Origin of the sequence: Umezawaea endophytica, assembly GCF_025061645.1 — a bacterium.
In the GTDB taxonomy this organism is placed as follows: domain Bacteria; phylum Actinomycetota; class Actinomycetes; order Mycobacteriales; family Pseudonocardiaceae; genus Umezawaea; species Umezawaea endophytica.
The window spans coordinates 96871-117255 of record NZ_JANYMP010000028.1 but is presented as its reverse complement, the minus strand read 5'-3'; the positions used below and the strand labels follow the sequence as shown (position 1 = coordinate 117255).

The following is a 20385-nucleotide window of genomic DNA, read 5'->3' as shown; positions in this document are numbered from 1 at the left end:
CCGGTGCAGGACAACGACTCTGACGAGATCGACGTATCGGCCGGGGTCACGAAACGAGTCGTTGACCTGCGGCGCAAGAAGGCCGAATCCAGTCAGCTCCGCGGCTTGGTCGACGACCCGGACATGGCCGCCGTTCGGATCGAGGGCCAGCGCCGGACGATCACGCGGGGCATGTGGTTCTTCCTCACTCTCGGGCTCGGGTTCACCACCGCCGGTGTTCAGGACTTCCTCGCCGGGCACCGACTGATCACCGACCCGCTGTGGTGGGCCGCGTGGCTGGCCGAACCGATGCTGGCCGGAATCCTGATCATGCTCCTGGTCTTCGAATCCGAAGTCCTCTCCCATGGCCTGGCCGTCGATGACGTGTGGGTCCGGCGGCTCAAGCGGACCCTGCTGACCTCGACCCTGTTCATGAACGTCTGGCCCGCCCTCGCCCCCATCTGGTCGGCGGGCAAGCCGTTCGAGTTCGGCAACCTCGCCATCCACCTGATCGTGCCGCTCGTGGTGTTCATGGTTGCGGAGGTCATGCCGGTCATCCAGCAACGGATGAACGAGGCCATCCTTAAGGCCTACCGAGCCGCCCGACCCGCACCGGAAGCCCCCACGACTCCGACTGCCAAGGTCCCCGCGGCTTCACCTGCGCTGGCCACCTCGACCCGCATCCGGCTGCCGGAATCGCTGCTCAACGCGGTCAAGGCCAAAGCCGCCGAAGCCGCCGCCGACGGACGGGAACTCACCGTCGCTGACGTCCAGGCCACTGTCCGCGTGACCTCTGACATGGCTGAGCAGATCGTCAAGGAGGTGCGCACACACAACGGGCACGCCTTCACCTCCTGACCACCCACCCGACGGGGCACGGCCACCACCAGGCCGTGCCCCGTTTTTCATGCTCGCCAAAGGAAAGGAGGCGCTGTGCTCACCCTGGAAGACCGCATCGTCCACCGCCTCAAAGCACCCGACTACCTCGACTGGCGCGACAAGGTCAACGCCACCGGCGGATGCGCCCAACCCATCCACCTCACCGGCGCCTGGCAGCTCCAAGACCCCACCACGTCCAAGGTCCTCGACCACCACGGCGGGGACATCCTCATCCCCTGCGGCAACCGACGTGAGAGCGTCTGCCCGTCCTGCTCCGACCGCTACGCCGCCGACGCCTACCACCTCATGCGCGCGGGCCTGTCCGGCGGAACCAAGGGCGTCCCCGAGTCCGTCCGCGACAAGCCACGCGTGTTCGCCACCCTCACCGCCCCCTCGTTCGGCAAGGTCCACAGCAGGCGCACCACCACCCGTGGCAAGACCATCCCGTGCGGCTGCGGGTCCTGGCACCACGTCGACGACCCCCGCATCGGCGGCTCGATCGACCCCGACACCTACGACTACGTCGGCGCGATCCTCTGGCAAGCCAACGCCGGGGCACTCTGGCACCGGTTCACCATCACCCTGCGCCGCGTCCTGGCCCACGCCGCCGGACTGCCCGCGTCCCGCTTCGCCGACCACGCCCGGCTGTCCTACGCCAAGGTCGCCGAGTACCAGCGACGCGGCCTAGTCCACTTCCACGCCGTCATCCGCATCGACGGACCCGACGGCCCCACCGACCCGACACCGCGCTGGGCCACCACGGAGCTGCTGGAGCACTGCGTGAAGGTCGCCGCTGCCGCTGTCCTGGTCGAGGTCGAACGGCCCGACGGGTCCACGCTGCCGCTGGTGTGGGGTGCGCAGGTCGACTCCCGCGCCATCCGGCCTGCCAATGCGGACCAGGTGGAAGACCGCACCGGGCAGATCAGCGAAACCGCGCTGGCTGGGTACGTGGCCAAGTACGCCACCAAGGGCACCGGCGCCCGTGACACGGCGGACCGGCCGATCCGGTCCCAGTTGACCATTGACCACCTACCGATGGCAGAGCACGCCCGGCGCATGGTCCAAACCGCGTGGGACCTTGGCGACCTGGAGCAGTACAGCCCGCTCCACCTGCGTAAATGGGCTCACATGCTCGGCTTCCGCGGCCACTTCCTGACCAAGTCCAAGGCCTACTCCACCACCTTCGGCGCGATCCGTGGCGAACGCCGGGAGTTCCGCGCCCGCGAAGTCCTCGACCGCCTGGGCGTCGACCCCGAATCAGTCCTCGTGGTCAACAACTGGACCTACACCGGCAGCGGCTACGCCAACGACGCCGAACGCGAGCTGGCCCTGGCCATAGCCGAGGGCAAACGCCTGCAACGCCAACGCAAGTACGAACAGGAGGAAGCGGCATGAGCAAGCTCTGGAGCATCGAAGAACTGTCCGAGTACCTGGGCGTTCCGGTCCAGACCATCTACCAGTGGCGGACTAAAAAGTACGGTCCGCCTGGGCGCCGGATGGGCAAGCACGTGCGCTTCCGTCCCGAGGACGTCGAGACCTGGGTGGACTCGCTGTCCACCGAGGTGGCGTGATGGGTAGGCCGCCTCTGCCGATCGGCACCTACGGGAAGATCCGCGCCTACGAGACCGCGAGCGGCTGGCGGGCCACCACGAAGTTCCGCGACTTCGACGGGACGACCCGGCCGGTAGAGCGGTCCGGCAAGAGCAAGGCTGCGGCTGAGCGCAACCTCAAGCAGGCGCTCACCGAACGGACTCGCTCGTCGGGGGCGGCGCTGACCGGTGAAACCCGGTTCAGGGACGTCGCGGAGCAGTGGTTTCGGGCTTTCAAGGCCTTGGCTGACGCGGGGACGCGCTCGCCTGGCAGCGTCGACACCTACCGGAGCATCCTCGACCGGCACGTCCTGCCCGGCCTGGGTGCCTACCGGCTCCGTGAGGCGACCGTTCCGAGGGTGGACGTGTTCCTGGAGGCACTGCGGCGCACCACGGGCACCGCGACAGCCAAGACGGCGCGATCGGTCGTGTCCGGCGTCCTGGGCCTGGCGGTCCGGCACGGCGCGCTGAGCACCAACCCGACACGGGACACCGCGCGCCTGGAGGGTAGCCGGAAGAAGGGGCCTCGGGCGCTCACCCGTGCGGAGCGGACCCGGTTCCTGGCGCTCCTCGAATCGGACCAGAACGCGGTCCGATGGGACCTGCCGGATCTGACCCGCTTCATGATGGCGACCGGCGTCCGGATCGGCGAGGCGCTGGCCGTGTTCTGGTCCGATGTGGATGTGGAGCTCGGCACGGTGGCGGTGGACTACACGGTCACGCGGGTCAACGGCGTGGGGCTGGTCAGGAAGTCGACCAAGTCGGAGGCGGGGGAACGGACGCTTCCGCTCCCGTCCTGGGCCGTGGTGATGCTCAAGCGTCGTTTCGCCGCGACCGACCACCCTGACGGCCCGGTGTTCCCGGACGGCCTTGGTGGACTGCGTGACCCGTCGAACACCCGCCGGAACATCCGGAACGCCCGCGGCTTCGACGAGTTCGCCTGGGTCACCTCGCACGTCTTCCGGAAGACGGCGGCGACGATCCTTGACGAGGCGAACCTCTCCGCGCGGCTGGTCGCCGATCAGCTCGGCCACTCCCGGCCGTCGATGACCCAGGACGTCTACCTGGGCCGGAAGACGGTGAACCGGCAGGCAGCCGACGCCCTGGAGTCGGCGTTTGACGAGTCGGGTGGACAGGGCGACGAACGCGTTTAATGAGGGAAAAGTGTGGGGATGATCAGGGAACGAAAAAACCCCAGCTCAATGACCTGGGGTTTCGGTGGGCCGCCAGGGACTCGAACCCTGAACCAAGAGATTAAAAGTCTCCTGCTCTGCCAATTGAGCTAGCAGCCCTCGTGTGCAGCGTACCGACTGGAGCGGGTCCGCGGTGCAGGGTGGTCGACTTCGTCGTGCGAGTGTTGTCCGAGGTGGTGGTGGGGCGTGCTTCCGTGCAGGTGGTGGGGTTTCGCGTGGGCTCGGTCTTGCGCGTGGTCGTTGTCGCCGGTTGGATCGCGGCCTGGTGGAACAGGCGGTGGAACGCCGGTTGGGCGTGGTGATCCATATCACACGTGAGCATCCGAATTGTGTATCCGCACATCTCCTCTACGTTCGTCGGGCGTGGCTGGAAAGGAGTTCGACATGCGTGGGAACACCGGTTGGGTTCGCCGTGGTGGTGCCGTGGTCGCGGCTGTCGCCGTGGTGGGGGCGGTGGCGGCCTGCGGGGCGGATGGTGCGCCGACGAAGGGTGATGGGAACGGGGGGCAGGTGAAGACCCCGGACACGTTCACCAGCAACGTCGCGGGGGCCATGGCGAAGTGCGCGAAGGTGAAGGTGGCGCTCGGGGAGCCGAAGCGCGCCGAGGGCGACGGGGATCGGATGAAGTTGCCCTTGACGATGACGAACAGCAGCCGCGAGGCCTGCCTGCTGCGCGGGTACCCCGGAGCGCGGCTCCAGGGGCAGGACAGCCAGGCGTGGGACCTCGTGCGGGCCGGTGACGAGGTGAAGGACGTGAAGGACGTGCCCCTCGAACCCGACGGGACGACGACCGCATACCTGACCTACCTGCCGGAGAAGGGCGACAACCGGTGGGATGTCGTCACTCTCGTGGTGACGCCGCCGAACACGGACGACTCGCAGACGTTCAAGTGGCCCGGCGGGTCGGTGCTGAGGCAGGACGCCTCCACGCACCCCGGCACGTACATCGGTCCCGTCGGCACGTGGGATTCCGGCGGGGCCTAGGGACGCAGGTAGCGGGTCACGTCGAGCAGGGCCCGCGGATCGGGCGGTTCGGTGGTGGCGCAGGCGGACAGGCCCGTCGTGAGCGCGGGCTCGGACAGACCGGTGCCGATCAGCACGAGTCGGGTCGCCCGTGGGACGCCGCGTGGCCACGGGGTCCGGTCCAGCGACAGGTGGTCGCCGACGGTGTGCAGGGCGTAGCGGTCGTCCGTGCCGAAGTCGACGAAGCCCTTCACGCGGTACAGGCCCGCCGGGCGGGCGGACAGGAAGCGCAGGAATTCGCGCGGGTGCAGCGGGGTGGTCGAGGTGAACTCGACGCTGTCGTAGAGCGCGTGCACGTGGTCGCCGTGGTCCTCCACGAGGTCCTCGAAGGACAGTTGGCCGATCGTCGGCGTGCGGGGCCGGGGGTCGAAGAGCAGGGCGGGGTCGACGCGGCCGAGCGTGGTCTCCACGACGGGCGTGCCGGGGGTGATGGCGGCGCGCACCGCGGGCAGGTCGGTGGCGCGGTCGGTCTTGTTCAGCACCACCAGGTCCGCCAGGCGCAGGTGCTTGGCGATCTCGGGGTGCCGGGCGCTGGTGGCGGTGAACTCCGCGGCGTCCACGACCAGCACGAGACCGCCGTAGGCGATGCGCGGCTGCGTGCTGGCGACCACGAGCTTGACCATGCTCCGCGGTTCGGCCAGGCCGCTGGCCTCGATCACGATGACGTCGATGTTCGCGGAGGGCTTGGCCAATCGGGTCAGCATGTCGTCCATGTCGGACGGATCGACCGCGCAGCACAGGCAGCCGTTGCTCAGCGAGATGGTGGAGTCGACCTGGCTCGCGACGGTCATCGCGTCGACGTTGATGCTGCCGAAGTCGTTGACGAGGACACCGATCCTCGTTCCGCCCGCCGTGGCGAGCAGGTGGTTGAGCAGCGTGGTCTTCCCGGAGCCGAGGAAGCCCGCGACGACGATCACCGGGATCTGCTGCTTGGCCACCCCGTCATGCTAGATCGGCGGTGGGTGACCGACTGGTCGCAGTCCGCACGTTTGCCGAAAACCCTGCGAACCCCGAGGTCAGCCGGTTAGAGTCCGGCCAAGAGACGCGGACGACGGAGGCGCATGGGGGAGTTCATCGGCACGGCGTTCGGCTACCCGACGGCGTTCCTCAGCGTGCTCCTCGCAGTGGTCGTCCTGTACTGGCTCCTGGCCGCCGTCGGCGTGCTCGACGGCGACGACGGGGTCTTCGGCTTCGACGGCGTGCTCGCCGGGCTCGGCCTCGACGGCGTGCCGGTGACCGTCGTGCTGTCCCTGTTGACCGCTTTCTCCTGGTTCGCCTGCCTCGGGGGCTCCGTGCTGCTCAACGGTTTCGACCTGTCGTCCCCGGTCGTGATCGCGCTCGGCATCGCCGTGCTGCTGGTCGCGCTGGTCGTCGGCGTGCTGCTCACGCGGCTGGTGGCGTGGCCGTTGAGGAAGCTGTTCCCGAACCCGCGGCAGGCCTCCCGCAACGACTTCGTCGGCAGGCCGTGCGTCATCCGCACCGGCACCGTGACGCAGACCTTCGGCCAGGCCGAGGTGACGGCGTCCGACGGCTCGTCCGCCGTCGTCCAGGTGCGCCAAGCAGGCCAGGACCTCCTGGTCGCGGGCAGCACCGCACTGATCTTCGACTACGACGGCGACGGCGAGTTCTTCTGGGTCGCGCCGCTCGACCCGAACCTCTAGGGGGCCTCTGCAATGGAAGTCATCACCACGGGATTCGGCATCCTCATCGCCGTCGTCGTGCTGGTCGTGCTGGTGTTCCTGTTCATGGTCAGCCGCCTGTTCCGCAAGATCGAGCAGGGCAAGGCGCTGATCGTCTCGAAGGTGCGCAAGGTGGACGTGACGTTCACCGGCGCCGTCGTGCTGCCGGTGCTGCACCGCGCCGAGATCATGGACATCTCGGTGAAGACCATCGAGATCAAGCGCGCGGGCAACGAGGGCCTGATCTGCCAGGACAACATCCGCGCGGACATCCGCATCACGTTCTTCGTGCGGGTCAACAAGACCGTCGAGGACGTCATCAAGGTCGCCCAGGCCATCGGCACCGCCCGCGCGAGCGACGAGCACACGCTCCAGGAACTGTTCAACGCAAAGTTCTCCGAGGCGCTCAAGACCGTCGGCAAGCAGCTCGACTTCGTCGACCTCTACACCAAGCGCGACGAGTTCCGCGACCAGATCATCCGCGTCATCGGCACCGACCTCAACGGGTACAGCCTGGAGGACGCGGCGATCGACTTCCTCGAGCAGACGCCGATGTCCCAGTTGGACCCGGCGAACATCCTGGACGCGCAGGGCATCCGCAAGATCACCGAGCTGACGGCGATCGAGCACGTGCGGACGAACGAGTTCCAGCGCAGCGAGGAGAAGGAGATCACCCGCCAGAACGTCGACGCGCGGGAGGCCATCCTCGAGCTGGAGCGCAGGCAGGCGGACGCGGAGACCAAGCAGAAGCGCGAGATCGAGACGATGTGCGCCCGCGAGGAGGCCGAGACCGCGAAGGTGCAGTCGGAGGAGCGGCTCAAGGCCAGCACCGCCCACATCCGCACCGAGGAGCAGCTCGGCATCCAGGACCAGAACCGGGCCCGTGAGATCGCCGTGGCGGAGAAGAACCGCGAACGCGTCATCGCGATCGAGACCGAGCGGATCGAGAAGGACCGCCAGCTCGAGGTGATCGGCCGCGAACGGGAGACCGCGCTGGCCAGCATCTCCAAGGACAAGGAGCTGGAGGGCGAGAAGCGCACCATCGCCGAGGTGATCCGGGAGCGGATCGCGGTCGAGAAGACCGTGGCCGAGCAGGAGGAGAGCATCAAGCGCCTCCGGTCGGTCGAGGAGGCCGAGCGCTTCCGCCAGACCACGGTGATCCACGCCGAGGCCGAGGCCCAGGAGGGCCTGGTCAAGGACATCAAGGCCGCCGAGGCCGCCGAGCAGACCGCGAAGCACAAGGCGCGCGAGGAGCTGACGCTCGCCGAGGCGCGGCAGCAGACGGCCGAGCTGGACACCCGCGCGAAGATCCGCCTCGCCGAGGGTACGCAGGCCGCCGCCGCGGCCGAGGGCCTGGCCCAGGTGCAGGTCCGCGAGCGGGACGCCGAGGCGATCGAGAAGGTCGGCCGCGCGGAAGCCGCCGTGGCGCGGGAGAAGCAGCTCGCGCACGCCGAGGGCACCGAGAAGGTCGGTCTGGCCGAGGCGGTCGTGGCGCGGGAGAAGCAGCTCGCCGAGGCCGAGGGCGCCGAGAAGGTGGGCATGGCGGAGGCCGTGGTCGAGCGGGAGAAGGCGATGGTCATCGCCGCCGCGATCCGCGAGAAGCTCAAGGGCGAGGCGGAGGGCCTGTCCGACAAGGCTTCCGCGATGAACGCGCTGGACGACGCGACGCGCGGCCACGAGGAGTACCGGCTGCGCCTGGAGGCCGAGAAGGAGATCCGCCTCTCCGGCCTCGAAGTCCAGCGCAAGGTCGCGGAGTCGCAGGCCTTCGTGCTGGCCGCGGGCCTGGAGAAGGCCGACATCGACATCGTCGGCGGCGAGAGCATGTTCTTCGACCGGGTGGTCGGGGCGATCACGATGGGCAAGAGCGTCGACGGCTTCGTCGAGCACTCGGACGTCGCGCAGAACCTCGCCGGTTCGTGGCTCAACGGGTCGGCGGACTTCACCCAGGACATCACCAAGGTGCTGGGCTCGTTCGGCACGAACGACGTGCAGAACCTCACCGTCTCCGCGCTGCTGATGCGGCTCATCTCCAGCGGTGGCCCGGATTCCGGCAAGCTGACGGAGCTGCTGGACACCGCGAAGCGGCTCGGGCTGGCCGAGCGACCGGTCGCCGCCCTCGCGGCGAAGTGACGCGGCGGTGACGGCGACCCAGGAGTCCACGCGGCTGGACGCGGGCACGTACGAGGTGCTGCGGGCGCGGCTGGCCGACCAGGCCGCCGCGCTCGCGAGCCGGGCCGAGGAGCTGAACGCCGAACGCCTCCGGGTGTTCGGCAGCGCCGAGCTGGCGCTCATCGGCACCGAACGCGTCCGCACGGCCAACAACTGCGTTCCCAGGGATTGCATCCAGGTCGGTGGCCTGATGCTGTTCGGCTACAACGTGTTCATCGGGCTCAAGCCCGAGACGACCGTGGACGACGTGTTCTCGCTGCACCGCTTCACCCGTGACGGCGACGCGTTCCGGTTCGAGGACGCGGGCCCCGACGCCCTGCCCGGCCTGCTGCGCGACCCCCAGTTCCTGCGCGACTTCGCCGAGCTGTACCGGTACTACCGCGACACCCGGCTGCTCCAGCTCCGCCGGGTGGAGAGCAAGGTGCTGGCGATCTTCCAGACCGGCGCGCGCACCGAGGACATCCGGGTGCTGCGCTGGCAGGTCGCGCCCGACGGCTCGGTGTCCTACGTGGACAACCGGGGCGAACGCGACCACGTGTTCCCGCCGTCGCACGACTTCGAGTGGACCACGACGGTCCGCGAGAACCACGTGCTCGGACGGCACCCGCACATCTCGATCGAGGACGAGGTGTTCGTCGAGGCCGTCGGCGGCGACCTCACCGTCAAGGTGGAGAACAACACCGAGAGCGGCGAGGGCGTCTACCACGAGCCGGTGGACGAACCGCTCCAGAGCCTGGCCGACGCGGACGTCGTGTACGCGCGGGTCGGGTCGCTGATCCTGCTGAGGATCTTGCCGTACAACGAGAAGACGTGGCGGCACCTGGTCTTCAACACCCGCACCAAGGGCGTCGTCCGGCTCGACGGCATCGGCCAGGCGTGCCAGCGGCTGCCCGAGGACCAGGGGCTGATCTTCCCCGGCGGCTACTACCTGGAGACGGGGGTCAACAAGACCTTCGACACCGACGTGGAGAGCCTGGAGTTCGAGCGCGTCATCCGCTCCACCAACGGCGAGGACGTGCTCTACGTCTTCCACGCGCGCAGCGAGGGCCGGTCGCTCCTGCTGCCGTACAACGTGATCCGCAAGGAAGTCGCGACGCCCATCCCGTGCCACGGCTACTCGCTGTTCGACGACGGCACGCTCGTCGTGTTCCGCGCCGCGTCCGAGGAACCGACCAGGGTGCACCCGATGCAGGTGTGGCAGACGCCGTACCTGTCGGACACCTACGCCGCCGCGCAGCCCATCGGCACCGGCCCGCTGGACCGGGTCGGCAACGCGGACCTGGTGCGCGGCATCTCCGACTGCCTGTCCATCTCCCGGATGGTCGGCGAGATGGCGCCGTCGGTGCCGGTGTTCGAGGGCCTGATCGCCGCGTGCGTGCGCGCGTTCGACCACTACCACTGGCTCGGCGAGACCGAGCTGCACGACCTGCGCACACCGCTGTCGCAGGTGCGGGCCACGGCCGAGCAGGTGCTGGACGAGTTCGAGACCGTGCAGGCGCTCACCGACCAGGCCGCCGCCGCGCTGGAGGAGGCGAGCACGCAGGTCGCGTCGCTGGTGCGGCAGCAGCGCGGCGAGACGCCGACGTCGGCCGACGCGTGGGTGCGCAGGCTCGCGGACCTGCGCAAGGCGCAGGGCAGGCTCGTCACGCTGCGGGAGCTGCGGTACGTCGACCTCGCGCGGATCGACGTGCTGGTCGCGGACCTCGCCGAGGAACTGGGCACGTCCGCACAACGGGCGGTCGCGCACCTCCAGCGCGCGGACGCGTTCACCGGCTACCACAACGAGATCGACGAGCTGATCGCCAAGGCCGACGCCATCACGACCGTCGCCGAGGCCAAGCCCGTGACCGAACGGCTGGTCGAGCAGTCGCAGGGCCTGGAGATCCTCACCGAGGTCGTCGGCACGCTGGACATCGCCGACGCCACCGTGCGGACCGGCATCCTGGAGCGCATCGGCGAGGTGCTCGGCGGGATCAACCGCGCACGGGCCACTGTGGACGGTCGCCGCAAACGGCTGCTGGACACCGAGGGCCGGGCGGAGTTCGCCGCCGAGTTCGCGCTGCTGGGGCAGGCGATCACCGGCGCGCTCGCCGTCGCGGACTCCCCGCAGCGCTGCGACGAGCAGCTCGGCAGGCTGCTGCTGCAACTGGAGAACCTGGAGTCGCGGTTCAGCGACTTCGACGACTTCCTGGCGGAGCTTGGCGCGAAGCGGACCGACGTCTACGAGGCGTTCTCCTCGCGCAAGCAGGCCCTGCTGGACGAGCGGGCCCGCCGGTCGGACCGGCTGGTCGACTCGGCCGACCGCATCCTGGCCAGCGTCACCCGCCGGGTCGGGACGCTCGCGTCGCTCGACGACGTCAACACCTACTTCGTGTCCGACCCGATGGTCGCGAAGCTCCGCAGCGTCGTGTCGGACCTGCGGGACCTCGGCGACCAGGTGCGCGCGGAGGAGCTGGAGGGCAGGCTGCTCGCCGCCCGGCAGGAAGCCGGGCGCTCGCTGCGCGACCGGCTCGACCTGTTCACCGACGGCGGCGAGACCATCAGGCTGGGCAAGCACCGGTTCGCGGTGAACACCCAGGCGATGGACCTCACGCTGGTGCCGCAGGACGGCCGGATGTCGTTCGCCATCACCGGCACGGACTTCCGCGAACCCGTCACGGACCCGGCTTTCGCCGCCACCAAACCGTTCTGGGACCAGCTCCTGGTGTCCGAGTCGGCCGACGTCTACCGCGCCGAGCACCTGGCCGCGTCGATCCTCGCCGAGACGGAGAACCTCGAGGCGCTGCACGAGGTCGACCTGCTCGACGTCGTCCGGCGCACCGCGGAATCCCGCTACGACGAGGGGTACGAGCGCGGCGTGCACGACCACGACGCCGCCCGGATCCTGGAGGTGCTGCTGCGCCTGCACGCGGGCGCGGGCGTGCTCCGCTTCCCACCGGCGGCCCGTGCCGCCGCGCAGCTCTTCTGGGCGTTCGAGGCCGACGACGAGCTGAAGGCGAGCTGGACCCGCCGGTCGACGTCGCTCGCCCGCGCCCGCTCGGTGTTCGGCCGCTCACCGGCGATCGAGGCGCTGGCGCAGGAGATGTCGACCGCCGTCGGGGACCCGTTCGCGGGCGACTACCTGTTCGAGGAGCTGTCCAGCGCACCGCTCGGCTTCGCGACCAGCGCCGCCGCGCGGGCGCTGCTGGAGCGGTTCCACCGCGCGCTCGGCACCCGCCAGGAGTTCGACGAGGACCTGCGGTCCGTCGACCTGCCCGAACGCCGCCAGCTCGTCGAGGCGTGGCTGGGGTCGTTCCTGGCCAGCGTCGGCGAGACCTCGCCCGACCTGCCGGAAGCGGTCGCGCTGGAGCTGTGCCGTGACCTGCCCCGGCACGAGTCGTCGGCCGAGCTGACCGGCGTCGTCGACGGCCTGCTCGGCAGCCACCAGCGGATCGTGGACCGGAAGCTGGAGTTCCGGGTCGACGAGCTGCTGGCCAGGACCAGCGCGTTCCGCACCGAGCGGATCCCGGCGTTCCGGTCGTTCCTGAGGCACCGCAACGACCTGGTGGCGCGCCGGAAGAAGGAGCTGCGCCTTGAGGAGTTCCAGCCGAAGGTGATGAGCGCGTTCGTCCGCAACCGCCTGCTGGACGAGGTGTACCTGCCGCTGATCGGCGACAACCTGGCCAAGCAGCTCGGCGCGGCCGGTGACGCCAAGCGCACCGACCAGATGGGCCTGCTGCTGCTCATCTCCCCGCCCGGCTACGGCAAGACGACGCTCATGGAGTACGTCGCGAACCGGCTCGGGCTCATCTTCGTCAAGGTCAACGGCCCGTCGCTCGGCCACGACGTCACGTCCGTCGACCCGGCCGAGGCGCCGAACGCGACCGCCCGGCAGGAGATCGAGAAGGTCTCGTTCGCGCTGGAGATGGGCAACAACGTCCTGCTGTACCTGGACGACATCCAGCACACCTCGCCCGAGCTGTTGCAGAAGTTCATCTCCCTGTGCGACGCGCAGCGGCGGATGGAGGGCGTGTGGGACGGCGGGACGCGCACGTACGACCTGCGCGGCAAGCGGTTCGCGGTCTGCATGGCGGGCAACCCGTACACCGAGTCCGGCAAGCGCTTCCGCATCCCGGACATGCTGGCCAACCGCGCCGACGTGTGGAACCTCGGCGACGTGCTGTCCGGCCGCGAGGACCTGTTCGCGCTGAGCTACGTCGAGAACTCGCTCACCTCGAACCCCGTGCTGGCCCAACTGTCCACGAGGGACCGCAAGGACGTCGAACTGCTGGTGCGCCTGGCTCGCGGCGACGACGGCGTCCGCCCGGACCAACTCGCGCACCCGTACTCGTCGGTCGAGCTGGAACAGGTGCTCTCGGTGCTGCGCAAGCTGATCCGCGCGCAGGAGGTCGTGCTCGCCAACAACCAGGCCTACATCGCGTCCGCCGCGCAGTCCGACGCGTCGCGCACCGAGCCGCCGTTCCAGCTCCAGGGGTCGTACCGGAACATGAACAAGCTGGCCGAGCGCATCGTGCCGGTGATGAACGACGAGGAGTTGGCCGCCGTCATCGACGACCACTACGTCGGCGAGGCGCAGACCCTCACCTCCGGCGCGGAGGCGAACCTGCTGAAGCTGGGCGAGCTGCGCGGCACCCTGACCGCCGAGCAGGCCGCGAGGTGGGCCGAGGTGAAGGCGGCCTACCGGCGGGCGCAGGCGCTGGGTGGCTCGACGGACGACCCGATGAGTCGCGCGGTCGGGGCGGTGGGTTTGCTCGCGGACCGCGTGGGTACGGCGATCGACCGGTTGGCGGGGCCCTGACCAGGGCTGGGTGGTGTTTCAAGATCATCATGGGGTTGGTCTGCACGAAAATTGTCGGACCTGCCCGGTAACGTGAAAATCGGGGGTCCCCTGGGCGGGGGACCTCTGGGGGTCGTGGGTCGTGCGGGTGGTCCCGGTGCGGGCGGGTTAGCGGTCTCCGGTGCCGCAGGCGATGCCGTCCTGGTTGTGGTCGAGCGCGTGCCGGTCCTCGCCGTGGACCTCGATGTGCCGCGATCCGTGCTCGTGCAGCCAGTCGCACTGGTCCGCCAGGATCGGGAGCAGCCACGGCACGCACACGCCGTCGGTGTCGTAGTCGTCGTCGCAGCCGCCCAGGTCCTCCAGCCACGGGGGCAGGTGGCGGGGCGGGTCGGTTCGCTTGGTCGGGCTCGAAGGGGGTGTTCGCTCCGCGGTCCGCGTCTGCGTGGACTCCACCGGTGGGGGTGGTGGGGCCGGGGCCGGTGGTGGGGTGGTCGTCGGGCCGACGCCGAGGACGCTGGTGGTGTAGGTGGCGCTGAGCACGGGTTCCGGGCCGAAGCTGCTCTGCACCTGTCGCACGTCGACGGGTTTCGGCCCGCCGGACAGCAGGAGCGTACCGATCAGCGCGCCACCGATCAGCGCTGTCCCCGCGACGGCGAGGACGCGGCGTCTGCCACTGATCATCCCGGATGCACCCGCCCCACCGATTCCACGCCCGCGGCGCCACGTGGAATCGTCCCGGCGGCCGGAGGTGTTACCGATTGGGCCAATCGGAGTGTGGCGGAATTCTCCTTGCGTGACAATCGGACGAACGCCCGTACGCCACGTGAGAGAGGCCTCCATGAACGATCCCGCTCAGCGCGCCGCGCTCGAAGCCCGGAACGCGACCCTGCGCACCCAGGTCGACTCCATGCTGGCCAACCTCGAACGCCAGACGGCGGCGCTGCGCGAGGCGCAGGCGGAAGCGGTGGCGAAGACCGGTTCCGCGACGTCGCCCGACGGTCTCGTGCACGTGGTCGTCAACGCGGCGGGCATCGTGACGGACGTGCGGTTCGCGCCGAACGCCTTCGAGCGCAACACGCCGGAGAAGCTCGCCCAGTCCGTCGTGCGGGTCATCCAGGAGGCCGCGGTCGACGCCCGCGGCCAGGCCGAGGCGGCCATGGCGCCGTTCCAGCAGGACGTGCCCGACCTGCCGGACCTGTTCCCCGGCGCGCCGTCGCTGAAGGACCTGCTGCCCACGCCCGCGGCCCCGCCGCTGACGCCGCCGAAGAAGCCGGACGACGACGAGCCGCGCGACTCGATGATGGAGAGGAACGACTGGTGACCGGTTTCGAGGTCGATCCGACGGCGCTGCGGTCGGCGTCGCCGAAGTTCTCCACGACCGGCGACAAGCTCGCGGACGCGTGGGCCGCCCTGCGGTCGGTCATGGACGCCGAGGGCACGTGCTGGGGCGGTGACGAGGTCGGCCAGAAGTTCTCCCAGGGCTACTCGCCCGCCGCGGACACGGCCCGCGCCGCTTTTCCCGGCATCGCCGACGCCATCCACAAGATCCGCACCGAGTTGGACGAGACCGCCACGACCTGGGAACAGGTCGACCAGGGCAACGCCCGGTCGTTCGGCGCGCAGGGCTAGGGGGAAGCATGGGCATCGAGATTCCGGGCGCGGTCGAGTGGCTGGTCCCGATCGTCGTCGGCGCGGACTGGCCGGAGGGCGACGAGACCGCCCTGCGCAGGCTCAGCGAGGCGTGGACGCAGGCCGCCACGGCGGTGGGCGAGGTCGTCCAGGAGGGCAACGGCGCCTCCACGGCCGCGCTCGGCTGCATGACCGGTGAGACGTCGGAGGCGTTCGAGGCGTACTGGAAGCAGTTCGTCGAGGGCGACGCGTACCTCGTCAACCTGCAACAGCTCTGCACGGACCTCGCGTCCGGCTGCGACGACGCCGCGCTGAACATCGAGTACACGAAGCTCAGCATCATCGCGGCGCTGATCATCCTGGCCGCCCAGATCGCGGCCATGATCGCGTCGGCGGTCGCCACGTTCGGCGCGAGCACCGCGGGCGTCCCGATCGCCCAGGCGGCGACCAGGATCACCGTGCAGATGTTCTTCCGCGAGCTGATCAAGCAGATCGCCATTAACGTGGCCATCAACGTCGGCGTGGACCTGGCGATCCAGGGCGGCCAGGCGCTGGCGGGCAACCGCAAGAGCTGGGACGCGGGCAAGACGCTGGACGCCGGGATCGCCGGTGTGGCGGCCGGGATCGCGGGCGGGACGGTCGGGGCCGTGTCCAAGGGCATCGGCACGACGACGAGCAACTTCGTCCAGGCGGCGGGTCGTGGCGCGGTCGAGGGCGCGATCGGCGGCGCGGGCGGCAACATCCTGAACAACTTCGCGCACGGCAAGTTCGGCTTGGAGGACACGCTCAACGCCGCCACGTCCGGCGCGCTCTCCGGCAGCGTCGGCGGCGCGGTCGGCGGCATGTCGAACCGGCACGAGGGGTTGGCGGGCACCTGGGCCACCGGCACCTCGCCGGACGGGGCCACGGCGGGCCACAACACGCAGGGGCACACGTTCACCACGGCCGACGGGTCGACGGTGCGGGCCAACGTCGACGGCAACCCGTACAACGCGGGCTGGGGTTCGGGCAAGGCCCAGCACATCCCCGGTGACGGCGGGCCGAACAACGTCAACGACGCGCACGACGACGACTACGAGGTCAAGACCTCGGCGAACCCGCCCCGGATGGTCGGGAACCTCGACCTCCCCGACCCGCCGAAGCGGTGACCGCGCCCCTCTGCCGTGCGGTCGCACGGCAGAGGGCTAGACCCAGGGCTGGTAGGCGAGGACCGGGGCGTGGTCCGCCCGGACCTCGCCCCAGTTCGGGCTCCCCGGCGGCAACGAGTGGTGCTCGGCCCTGCGCAAACCCGGCCGGAGGCGGGCCCAGTCGGCCAGGGCGGCCACCGCGAGCACCGCGGCGACCAGTCCGGGGATGCGCATCGGGGCCATCGGCACGAGCAGGAACGCGAAGCTCCCGGCGGCCGCGGCGGCGAACAGCCGCCAGCCGATGCCGTTCTTCCTCAACCCGAGCTTCAGGATGCCGCCGTCCGTCTTCGACACCGCCCACGCGCGCAGCCGGTACCAGCCCGCGAGGTCCAGGTCGTCCGGCGGCGCGGGCGCGGCGGTCGTCGCCCGTGCCCTGACCAGTTCGGCGACGAGCCGCAGGTCGCGGGTCGGCACGAGCCACTGCTGCGGTCCGGCCACGATCCGCAGCCAGGTCGAGTCGAACACCGACCTGCGGTGGCCGCCGGGCGCGTACCAGTCGCCGACCTCCGGTGCCGCTCGCACGCCGCACTGCACGAGGTCGACGTCGGCCAGCCACAGCGCGTACGGCAGCTCGCCCTTGCCCTCCGGCTCGAGCACCAGGCGGTCCTCCTGGAGGTGCAGCCGTTCACCGGTGAGGAGCTTGAACGGCACCTCGACGCCGCTGGCACCGAGGTCGGTGCCGCGCCAGTTCGTGAACACCGCGCCCGCGAGCCGTCCGAGCACCGGGCACAGCACGAGCGCCAGTGCGAACAGCCACTGCTTCTCGACCACCAGCCACATCAGGGTCACCGGGACCGGCAGGAACGCCACCCGCCCCCAGACCCGCGGCACCCGGACGTTGCCGAGCCAGGCCACGACGGCCACGCCGATCCACGCCAGGAAACCCGCGGTGGCCCCGGTGGACAGGAGCAGCGCGAGCGGCAGGCCCGCGACGCCGATGAGCGCCAGCGGCGCGGCGACCAGCCAGCGGACGGCCAGTCCCGGCCCGGTCGGCAGCGGGTCGTCCGGCCCGCGCGTCGGGTGGACCTTCGGTCCTTCCGGCTCCGGGGCGGGCAGCACCTCGGCGACGTGGGCGCCCAGCACCCGCGCGGGCTGGTCCACGCGCGACGGCAGCACCCGCCCGGTCCGGGCGCGGATCAGCTCGGCGAACTTCGCGGGGTCCTCCACCGGCAGCACCTGGTCCACGCCGCCGAACCGCACGACGGCCACCTCACCCGCGGGCACCGACTGGCTCGGACCGTGGCGCAGCACCGCCCACGGGGCTTCGCCGGGCACCGCCGAGCGCACGGCGGCGGCCGTGATGTCGTTGAGCGGCAAGGTTTTCCACGGCACGCGGCCGCGCTTCTGGCCGGGGGCGAGTTCCATCGGCTCGGAAGAGGCCCGCTGGAGCCAGATCTCCACGGCCCGGTCGGTCACGACCACGGAATCGGCGTTGGCGGAGGCCTTCTCGACGGCCCGGAGCGGGAAGTTCACCTGGTACGGCGAGGTTCCGAGCACTTCGGCGGGTCGGGCGAGCAGCGCGCGTCCGGCGAGCCAAGCGAACAGCGTGGACGGGAGCCACAACGCGAGGCACACGACCAGGTTCAGCGCCGGGGGGAGTTCGGTGGGCCGGAGGTGCATGACGATCGCTGCCGTGGCGCCGAGCGACTGCATGGCGGCGACGACCAGCGACACCACGGCCCAGCGGTGCGGCTGGTGGCGGTACTTCGACGCGAGCCACGCCAGCGCGAACAACGGCGCCACCGCCAGGACCGCCGGGACGAGGGCGTCCGACCGCTCGGTCGTCAGCAACGGCAGCGGCAGTGCCGCGTAGAGCAGGTGGACCGCGAGCGCGACCAGCAGCAGGAGCCTGGTGAGCAGCACCGGTCAGCCAGTCCTGTCCGGTCCGGCGGTGTGCAGGGTCACGCGGATCAGCACGCGCTTCTCGGACACCATCGACGCCCGGTACTCGTCCCAGTCCGGGTGCTCGCCAGAGGCCTGCCGGTAGTACTCGACCAGCCCGTCCATCGCCTCGGGCAGCGGCACGACCTCCGCGGTGCCGCCGACCTGGATCCAGGTGCCGTAGAACTCGTCGGGCAGCACGCACAGCCACACGCGGGGGTCGTTGCGGAGCTGCCGCGTCTTGTACGCGGTCTCGCGGGTGCTGACCAGCACACGTCCCTGCTCGTCCACGGCCGCCAGCACGGGGGACATCTGCGGGGTGCCGTCCGAGCGCATGGCCGCGAGGACCGCCCGGTGCTGCTTGCGGATGATCTCCCGCGCCTGATCCAGGTCCATGGGGCACATCATGTCGTGACGCGGTGGCGTTCGCCTGTGACACGATGAAATCGTGGCGACACCGAACTCGGTGACCTGGCAGCTCCACGCCGATCCGGCGATGTGGGTGGCGGGGATCTCCAGCCTCTACCTGCAAGCGCTGCACCCGCGCGCGGCGGCGGGTGTCGTGCAGAACTCGAACTTCCAGCAGGACCCGCTGGGGCGGCTGTCGCGGACGGCGAGCTTCGTGGGCGTGTCGACGTACGGCACCGCCGAGGAGGTCGAGGCCGCCGCCTCCAGGGTGCGCGCGGTGCACAGGTCGTTGCGGGGCGAGGACCCCGAGACCGGGGCGGCGTTCCGCGTCGACGAGCCCGAGCTGCTGCGCTGGGTGCACTGCGCCGAGGTGCACTCGTTCCTCACCGTCGTGCGTCGGGCCGGGTACCGGCTGACCACCGAGCAGGAGGACCTCTACCTCGCGGAGCAGCGGTGGAGCGCGACGCTCGTCGGGCTGCACGCCGACGAGGTGCCGGGATCGGTGTCCGCGATGGCGGACTACCTGGCCGAGGTCCGACCGGAGCTGCGCCGGTCCGCCGACGCCGACGTGGTCTACCGCTTCCTGCACCGGCCCCCGGTGCGCGGCGCGCTGCGCTGGGGGCTCGGCGCGTACGAGCCACTCCTCGGGCACCTGGCGTACTCGCTGCTGCCCGACTGGGCCGTCGAGCTGTACGGACACCGGCCGTACCCGGCGGCGAGGGCCACGGCGCTCCTGCGGGTCCTGCGCGGCGGCGCGAAGGCCGTTCCGGGGCTCCTCCGGTGGCGCGTCCCGACCGGTCACGTGAACCGGGCGGTCCACCGGCTCGGGTGGTCCGCCTATCCCCGACGCGCACTCCTGCCATAGGGATTTGGCGGACATCACAGTCGTCCATCACCCGAACGGCCTAGTGAAACGGGGGAGTGCGACGCTCGTCGCATAGGTCGCCCTTATCGCGTACGTAGCATGGGGGACGCGAATCCCGAGGTCGGGTCGATGGCGACCGCTCCCGTAAATCCCTCGGTTGACGCCCTGCCCGTCACGGTTCGAGGAAAGGTTCACCACGCATGTTGCGTCGAATGCTGCCCATAGCCGTCTCGGTGGCCCTGCTCGCCGCCTGTGGAGGCGCCGCGGAGGGCACGTTGGAGGGCCGGGCCGACGACGGCTCCCTGACCATCGGCATCCGCTTCGACCAGCCGGGTCTCGCCCAGCGCCGGATCGACGGCAAGTTCGTCGGCTTCGACGTCGACGTGGCGAAGTACATCGCCTCCCAGTTGGGCGTCGACGAGAAGAAGATCACCTGGACCGAGGCGCGGTCGGCCGACCGCGAGAAGATGATCATGTCAGGTGCGGTCGACTTCGTCGTCGCCACCTACTCGATCACCGACAAGCGCAAGCAGCAGGTGGCCTTCGCGGGCCCCTACTTCGAGACCGGCCAGGGCGTGCTCGTCCGGTACACCGAGGAGGGGATCACCGGGCCGGACAAGCTCGACGGCAAGAACCTGTGCTCCGTCACGGGGTCCACGTCGGCGCAGAAGGTCGTGGACGAGTTCGCGCAGGGCGTGAAGCTCGTCGAGTACGGCCAGTACTCCGACTGCGTCACCGCCCTGCTGGCGGGCAACGTCGACGCCGTCACCACCGACGAGATCATCCTCGCGGGCTTCGCCGCAGCCAACCCCGAACTCCTCAAGGTCGTGGGCCCCAAGTTCAGCACCGAGAAGTACGGCGTGGGCCTGCCGAAGGACGACACCCAGGGCCGCGACCGCATCAACGGCGCCATCGACAAGATGATCACCTCAGGCGAATGGGTCAAGTCCTTCCAACGCAACATCGGCCAATCAGGCATCGAAGTCCCAGACCCCCCAAAGGTCAACCAGCAATAACCCCAGCCAGACACCCAAGCCCCAACGACATACCCGCCTGCCGGCCACCACGCGAGGCCGCGTCGGTAGGTCGGGTCACCATTTTTTCGAGTCGGGTGGGGACGAAGTCTC

17 protein-coding genes and 1 tRNA gene are annotated in these 20385 nt (G+C 70.2%); 13 read left to right on the top strand and 5 right to left on the bottom strand.

What is annotated here, in order from left to right; genetic code table 11:
- Nucleotides 1-3: 3 nt before the first annotated feature.
- The 4 genes from NZH93_RS40175 (at nucleotide 4) to NZH93_RS40160 (ending at nucleotide 3601) form a co-directional block, all read left to right on the top strand.
- Nucleotides 4-837 carry a hypothetical protein gene (locus NZH93_RS40175; protein ID WP_259628557.1) on the top strand — a complete coding sequence of 278 codons (834 nt, stop codon included), beginning with the start codon at nucleotides 4-6 and terminating at the stop codon, nucleotides 835-837.
- A gap of 75 nt (nucleotides 838-912) precedes the next feature.
- Entirely contained in the window at nucleotides 913-2253 is a 1341-nt protein-coding gene (locus tag NZH93_RS40170) for a replication initiator (RefSeq protein ID WP_259628556.1), read from the top strand.
- A complete protein-coding gene (locus NZH93_RS40165; protein ID WP_259628555.1) occupies nucleotides 2250-2429 on the top strand; it encodes a helix-turn-helix transcriptional regulator in 180 nt (59 codons plus the stop codon). Before NZH93_RS40170 ends, NZH93_RS40165 begins: the two co-directional genes overlap by 4 nt.
- Nucleotides 2429-3601, top strand: a complete 1173-nt coding sequence (locus NZH93_RS40160; protein WP_259628554.1) for a tyrosine-type recombinase/integrase — start codon at nucleotides 2429-2431, stop codon at nucleotides 3599-3601. The genes NZH93_RS40165 and NZH93_RS40160 overlap by 1 nt, the downstream gene beginning before the upstream one ends.
- Before the next feature lie 65 nt (nucleotides 3602-3666).
- Here NZH93_RS40160 and NZH93_RS40155 read toward each other — a convergent pair.
- A tRNA-Lys gene (locus tag NZH93_RS40155) sits at nucleotides 3667-3739 on the bottom strand.
- A 285-nt stretch (nucleotides 3740-4024) separates the two neighbouring features.
- On the opposite strand from NZH93_RS40155, the gene NZH93_RS40150 reads away from it, so the two are divergent.
- A complete protein-coding gene (locus tag NZH93_RS40150) occupies nucleotides 4025-4624 on the top strand; it encodes a DUF4232 domain-containing protein (protein ID WP_259628553.1) in 600 nt (199 codons plus the stop codon).
- Here the strand turns inward: NZH93_RS40150 and NZH93_RS40145 are convergent.
- Nucleotides 4621-5601 (bottom strand): CobW family GTP-binding protein, encoded by a 981-nt coding sequence (locus tag NZH93_RS40145; RefSeq protein WP_259628552.1) that lies wholly within the window; start codon nucleotides 5599-5601, stop codon nucleotides 4621-4623. The two genes, NZH93_RS40150 and NZH93_RS40145, sit on opposite strands and share 4 nt — an antisense overlap.
- A 123-nt stretch (nucleotides 5602-5724) precedes the next feature.
- On the opposite strand from NZH93_RS40145, the gene NZH93_RS40140 reads away from it, so the two are divergent.
- Genes NZH93_RS40140 through NZH93_RS40130 form a run of 3 tightly spaced genes read left to right on the top strand, consistent with a single transcriptional unit; the run spans nucleotide 5725 to nucleotide 13309 of the window.
- Entirely contained in the window at nucleotides 5725-6324 is a 600-nt protein-coding gene (locus tag NZH93_RS40140) for a hypothetical protein (RefSeq protein ID WP_259628551.1), read from the top strand.
- A 12-nt stretch (nucleotides 6325-6336) separates the two neighbouring features.
- Entirely contained in the window at nucleotides 6337-8472 is a 2136-nt protein-coding gene (locus NZH93_RS40135; protein WP_259628550.1) for a flotillin family protein, read from the top strand.
- Between the two features lie 7 nt (nucleotides 8473-8479).
- On the top strand, nucleotides 8480-13309 hold the full coding sequence (locus NZH93_RS40130) for a DNA repair ATPase (protein ID WP_259628549.1): 4830 nt from the start codon (nucleotides 8480-8482) through the stop codon (nucleotides 13307-13309).
- Between the two features lie 147 nt (nucleotides 13310-13456).
- On the opposite strand, the gene NZH93_RS40125 is transcribed toward NZH93_RS40130, so the two are convergent.
- Nucleotides 13457-13969, bottom strand: a complete 513-nt coding sequence (locus tag NZH93_RS40125) for a hypothetical protein (protein ID WP_259628548.1) — start codon at nucleotides 13967-13969, stop codon at nucleotides 13457-13459.
- A gap of 157 nt (nucleotides 13970-14126) precedes the next feature.
- Here NZH93_RS40125 and NZH93_RS40120 point away from each other — a divergent pair, with 157 nt between their 5' ends.
- The 3 genes from NZH93_RS40120 to NZH93_RS40110 are packed head-to-tail and all read left to right on the top strand — an operon-like array spanning nucleotide 14127 to nucleotide 16065.
- The gene (locus NZH93_RS40120; RefSeq protein WP_259628547.1) at nucleotides 14127-14609 is read left to right on the top strand and encodes a YbaB/EbfC family nucleoid-associated protein; all 483 of its coding nucleotides are present in this window, start codon (nucleotides 14127-14129) and stop codon (nucleotides 14607-14609) included.
- Complete coding sequence (locus tag NZH93_RS40115) at nucleotides 14606-14917, top strand: WXG100 family type VII secretion target (protein ID WP_259628546.1); 312 nt, start codon at nucleotides 14606-14608, stop codon at nucleotides 14915-14917. Before NZH93_RS40120 ends, NZH93_RS40115 begins: the two co-directional genes overlap by 4 nt.
- An 8-nt stretch (nucleotides 14918-14925) precedes the next feature.
- Entirely contained in the window at nucleotides 14926-16065 is a 1140-nt protein-coding gene (locus tag NZH93_RS40110; RefSeq protein WP_259628545.1) for a WXG100-like domain-containing protein, read from the top strand.
- Nucleotides 16066-16101: 36 nt separating this feature from the next.
- On the opposite strand, the gene NZH93_RS40105 is transcribed toward NZH93_RS40110, so the two are convergent.
- Nucleotides 16102-17967: a hypothetical protein gene (locus NZH93_RS40105; protein WP_259628544.1), complete on the bottom strand. Its 1866-nt coding sequence runs from the start codon at nucleotides 17965-17967 to the stop codon at nucleotides 16102-16104.
- 3 nt (nucleotides 17968-17970) lie between these two features.
- Nucleotides 17971-18381 carry a PPOX class F420-dependent oxidoreductase gene (locus NZH93_RS40100; protein WP_259628543.1) on the bottom strand — a complete coding sequence of 137 codons (411 nt, stop codon included), beginning with the start codon at nucleotides 18379-18381 and terminating at the stop codon, nucleotides 17971-17973.
- 52 nt (nucleotides 18382-18433) lie between these two features.
- Here NZH93_RS40100 and NZH93_RS40095 point away from each other — a divergent pair, with 52 nt between their 5' ends.
- Nucleotides 18434-19258 carry an oxygenase MpaB family protein gene (locus NZH93_RS40095; RefSeq protein ID WP_259628542.1) on the top strand — a complete coding sequence of 275 codons (825 nt, stop codon included), beginning with the start codon at nucleotides 18434-18436 and terminating at the stop codon, nucleotides 19256-19258.
- 200 nt (nucleotides 19259-19458) lie between these two features.
- Complete coding sequence (locus NZH93_RS40090) at nucleotides 19459-20274, top strand: glutamate ABC transporter substrate-binding protein (RefSeq protein ID WP_259628541.1); 816 nt, start codon at nucleotides 19459-19461, stop codon at nucleotides 20272-20274.
- Nucleotides 20275-20385 lie beyond the last annotated feature (111 nt).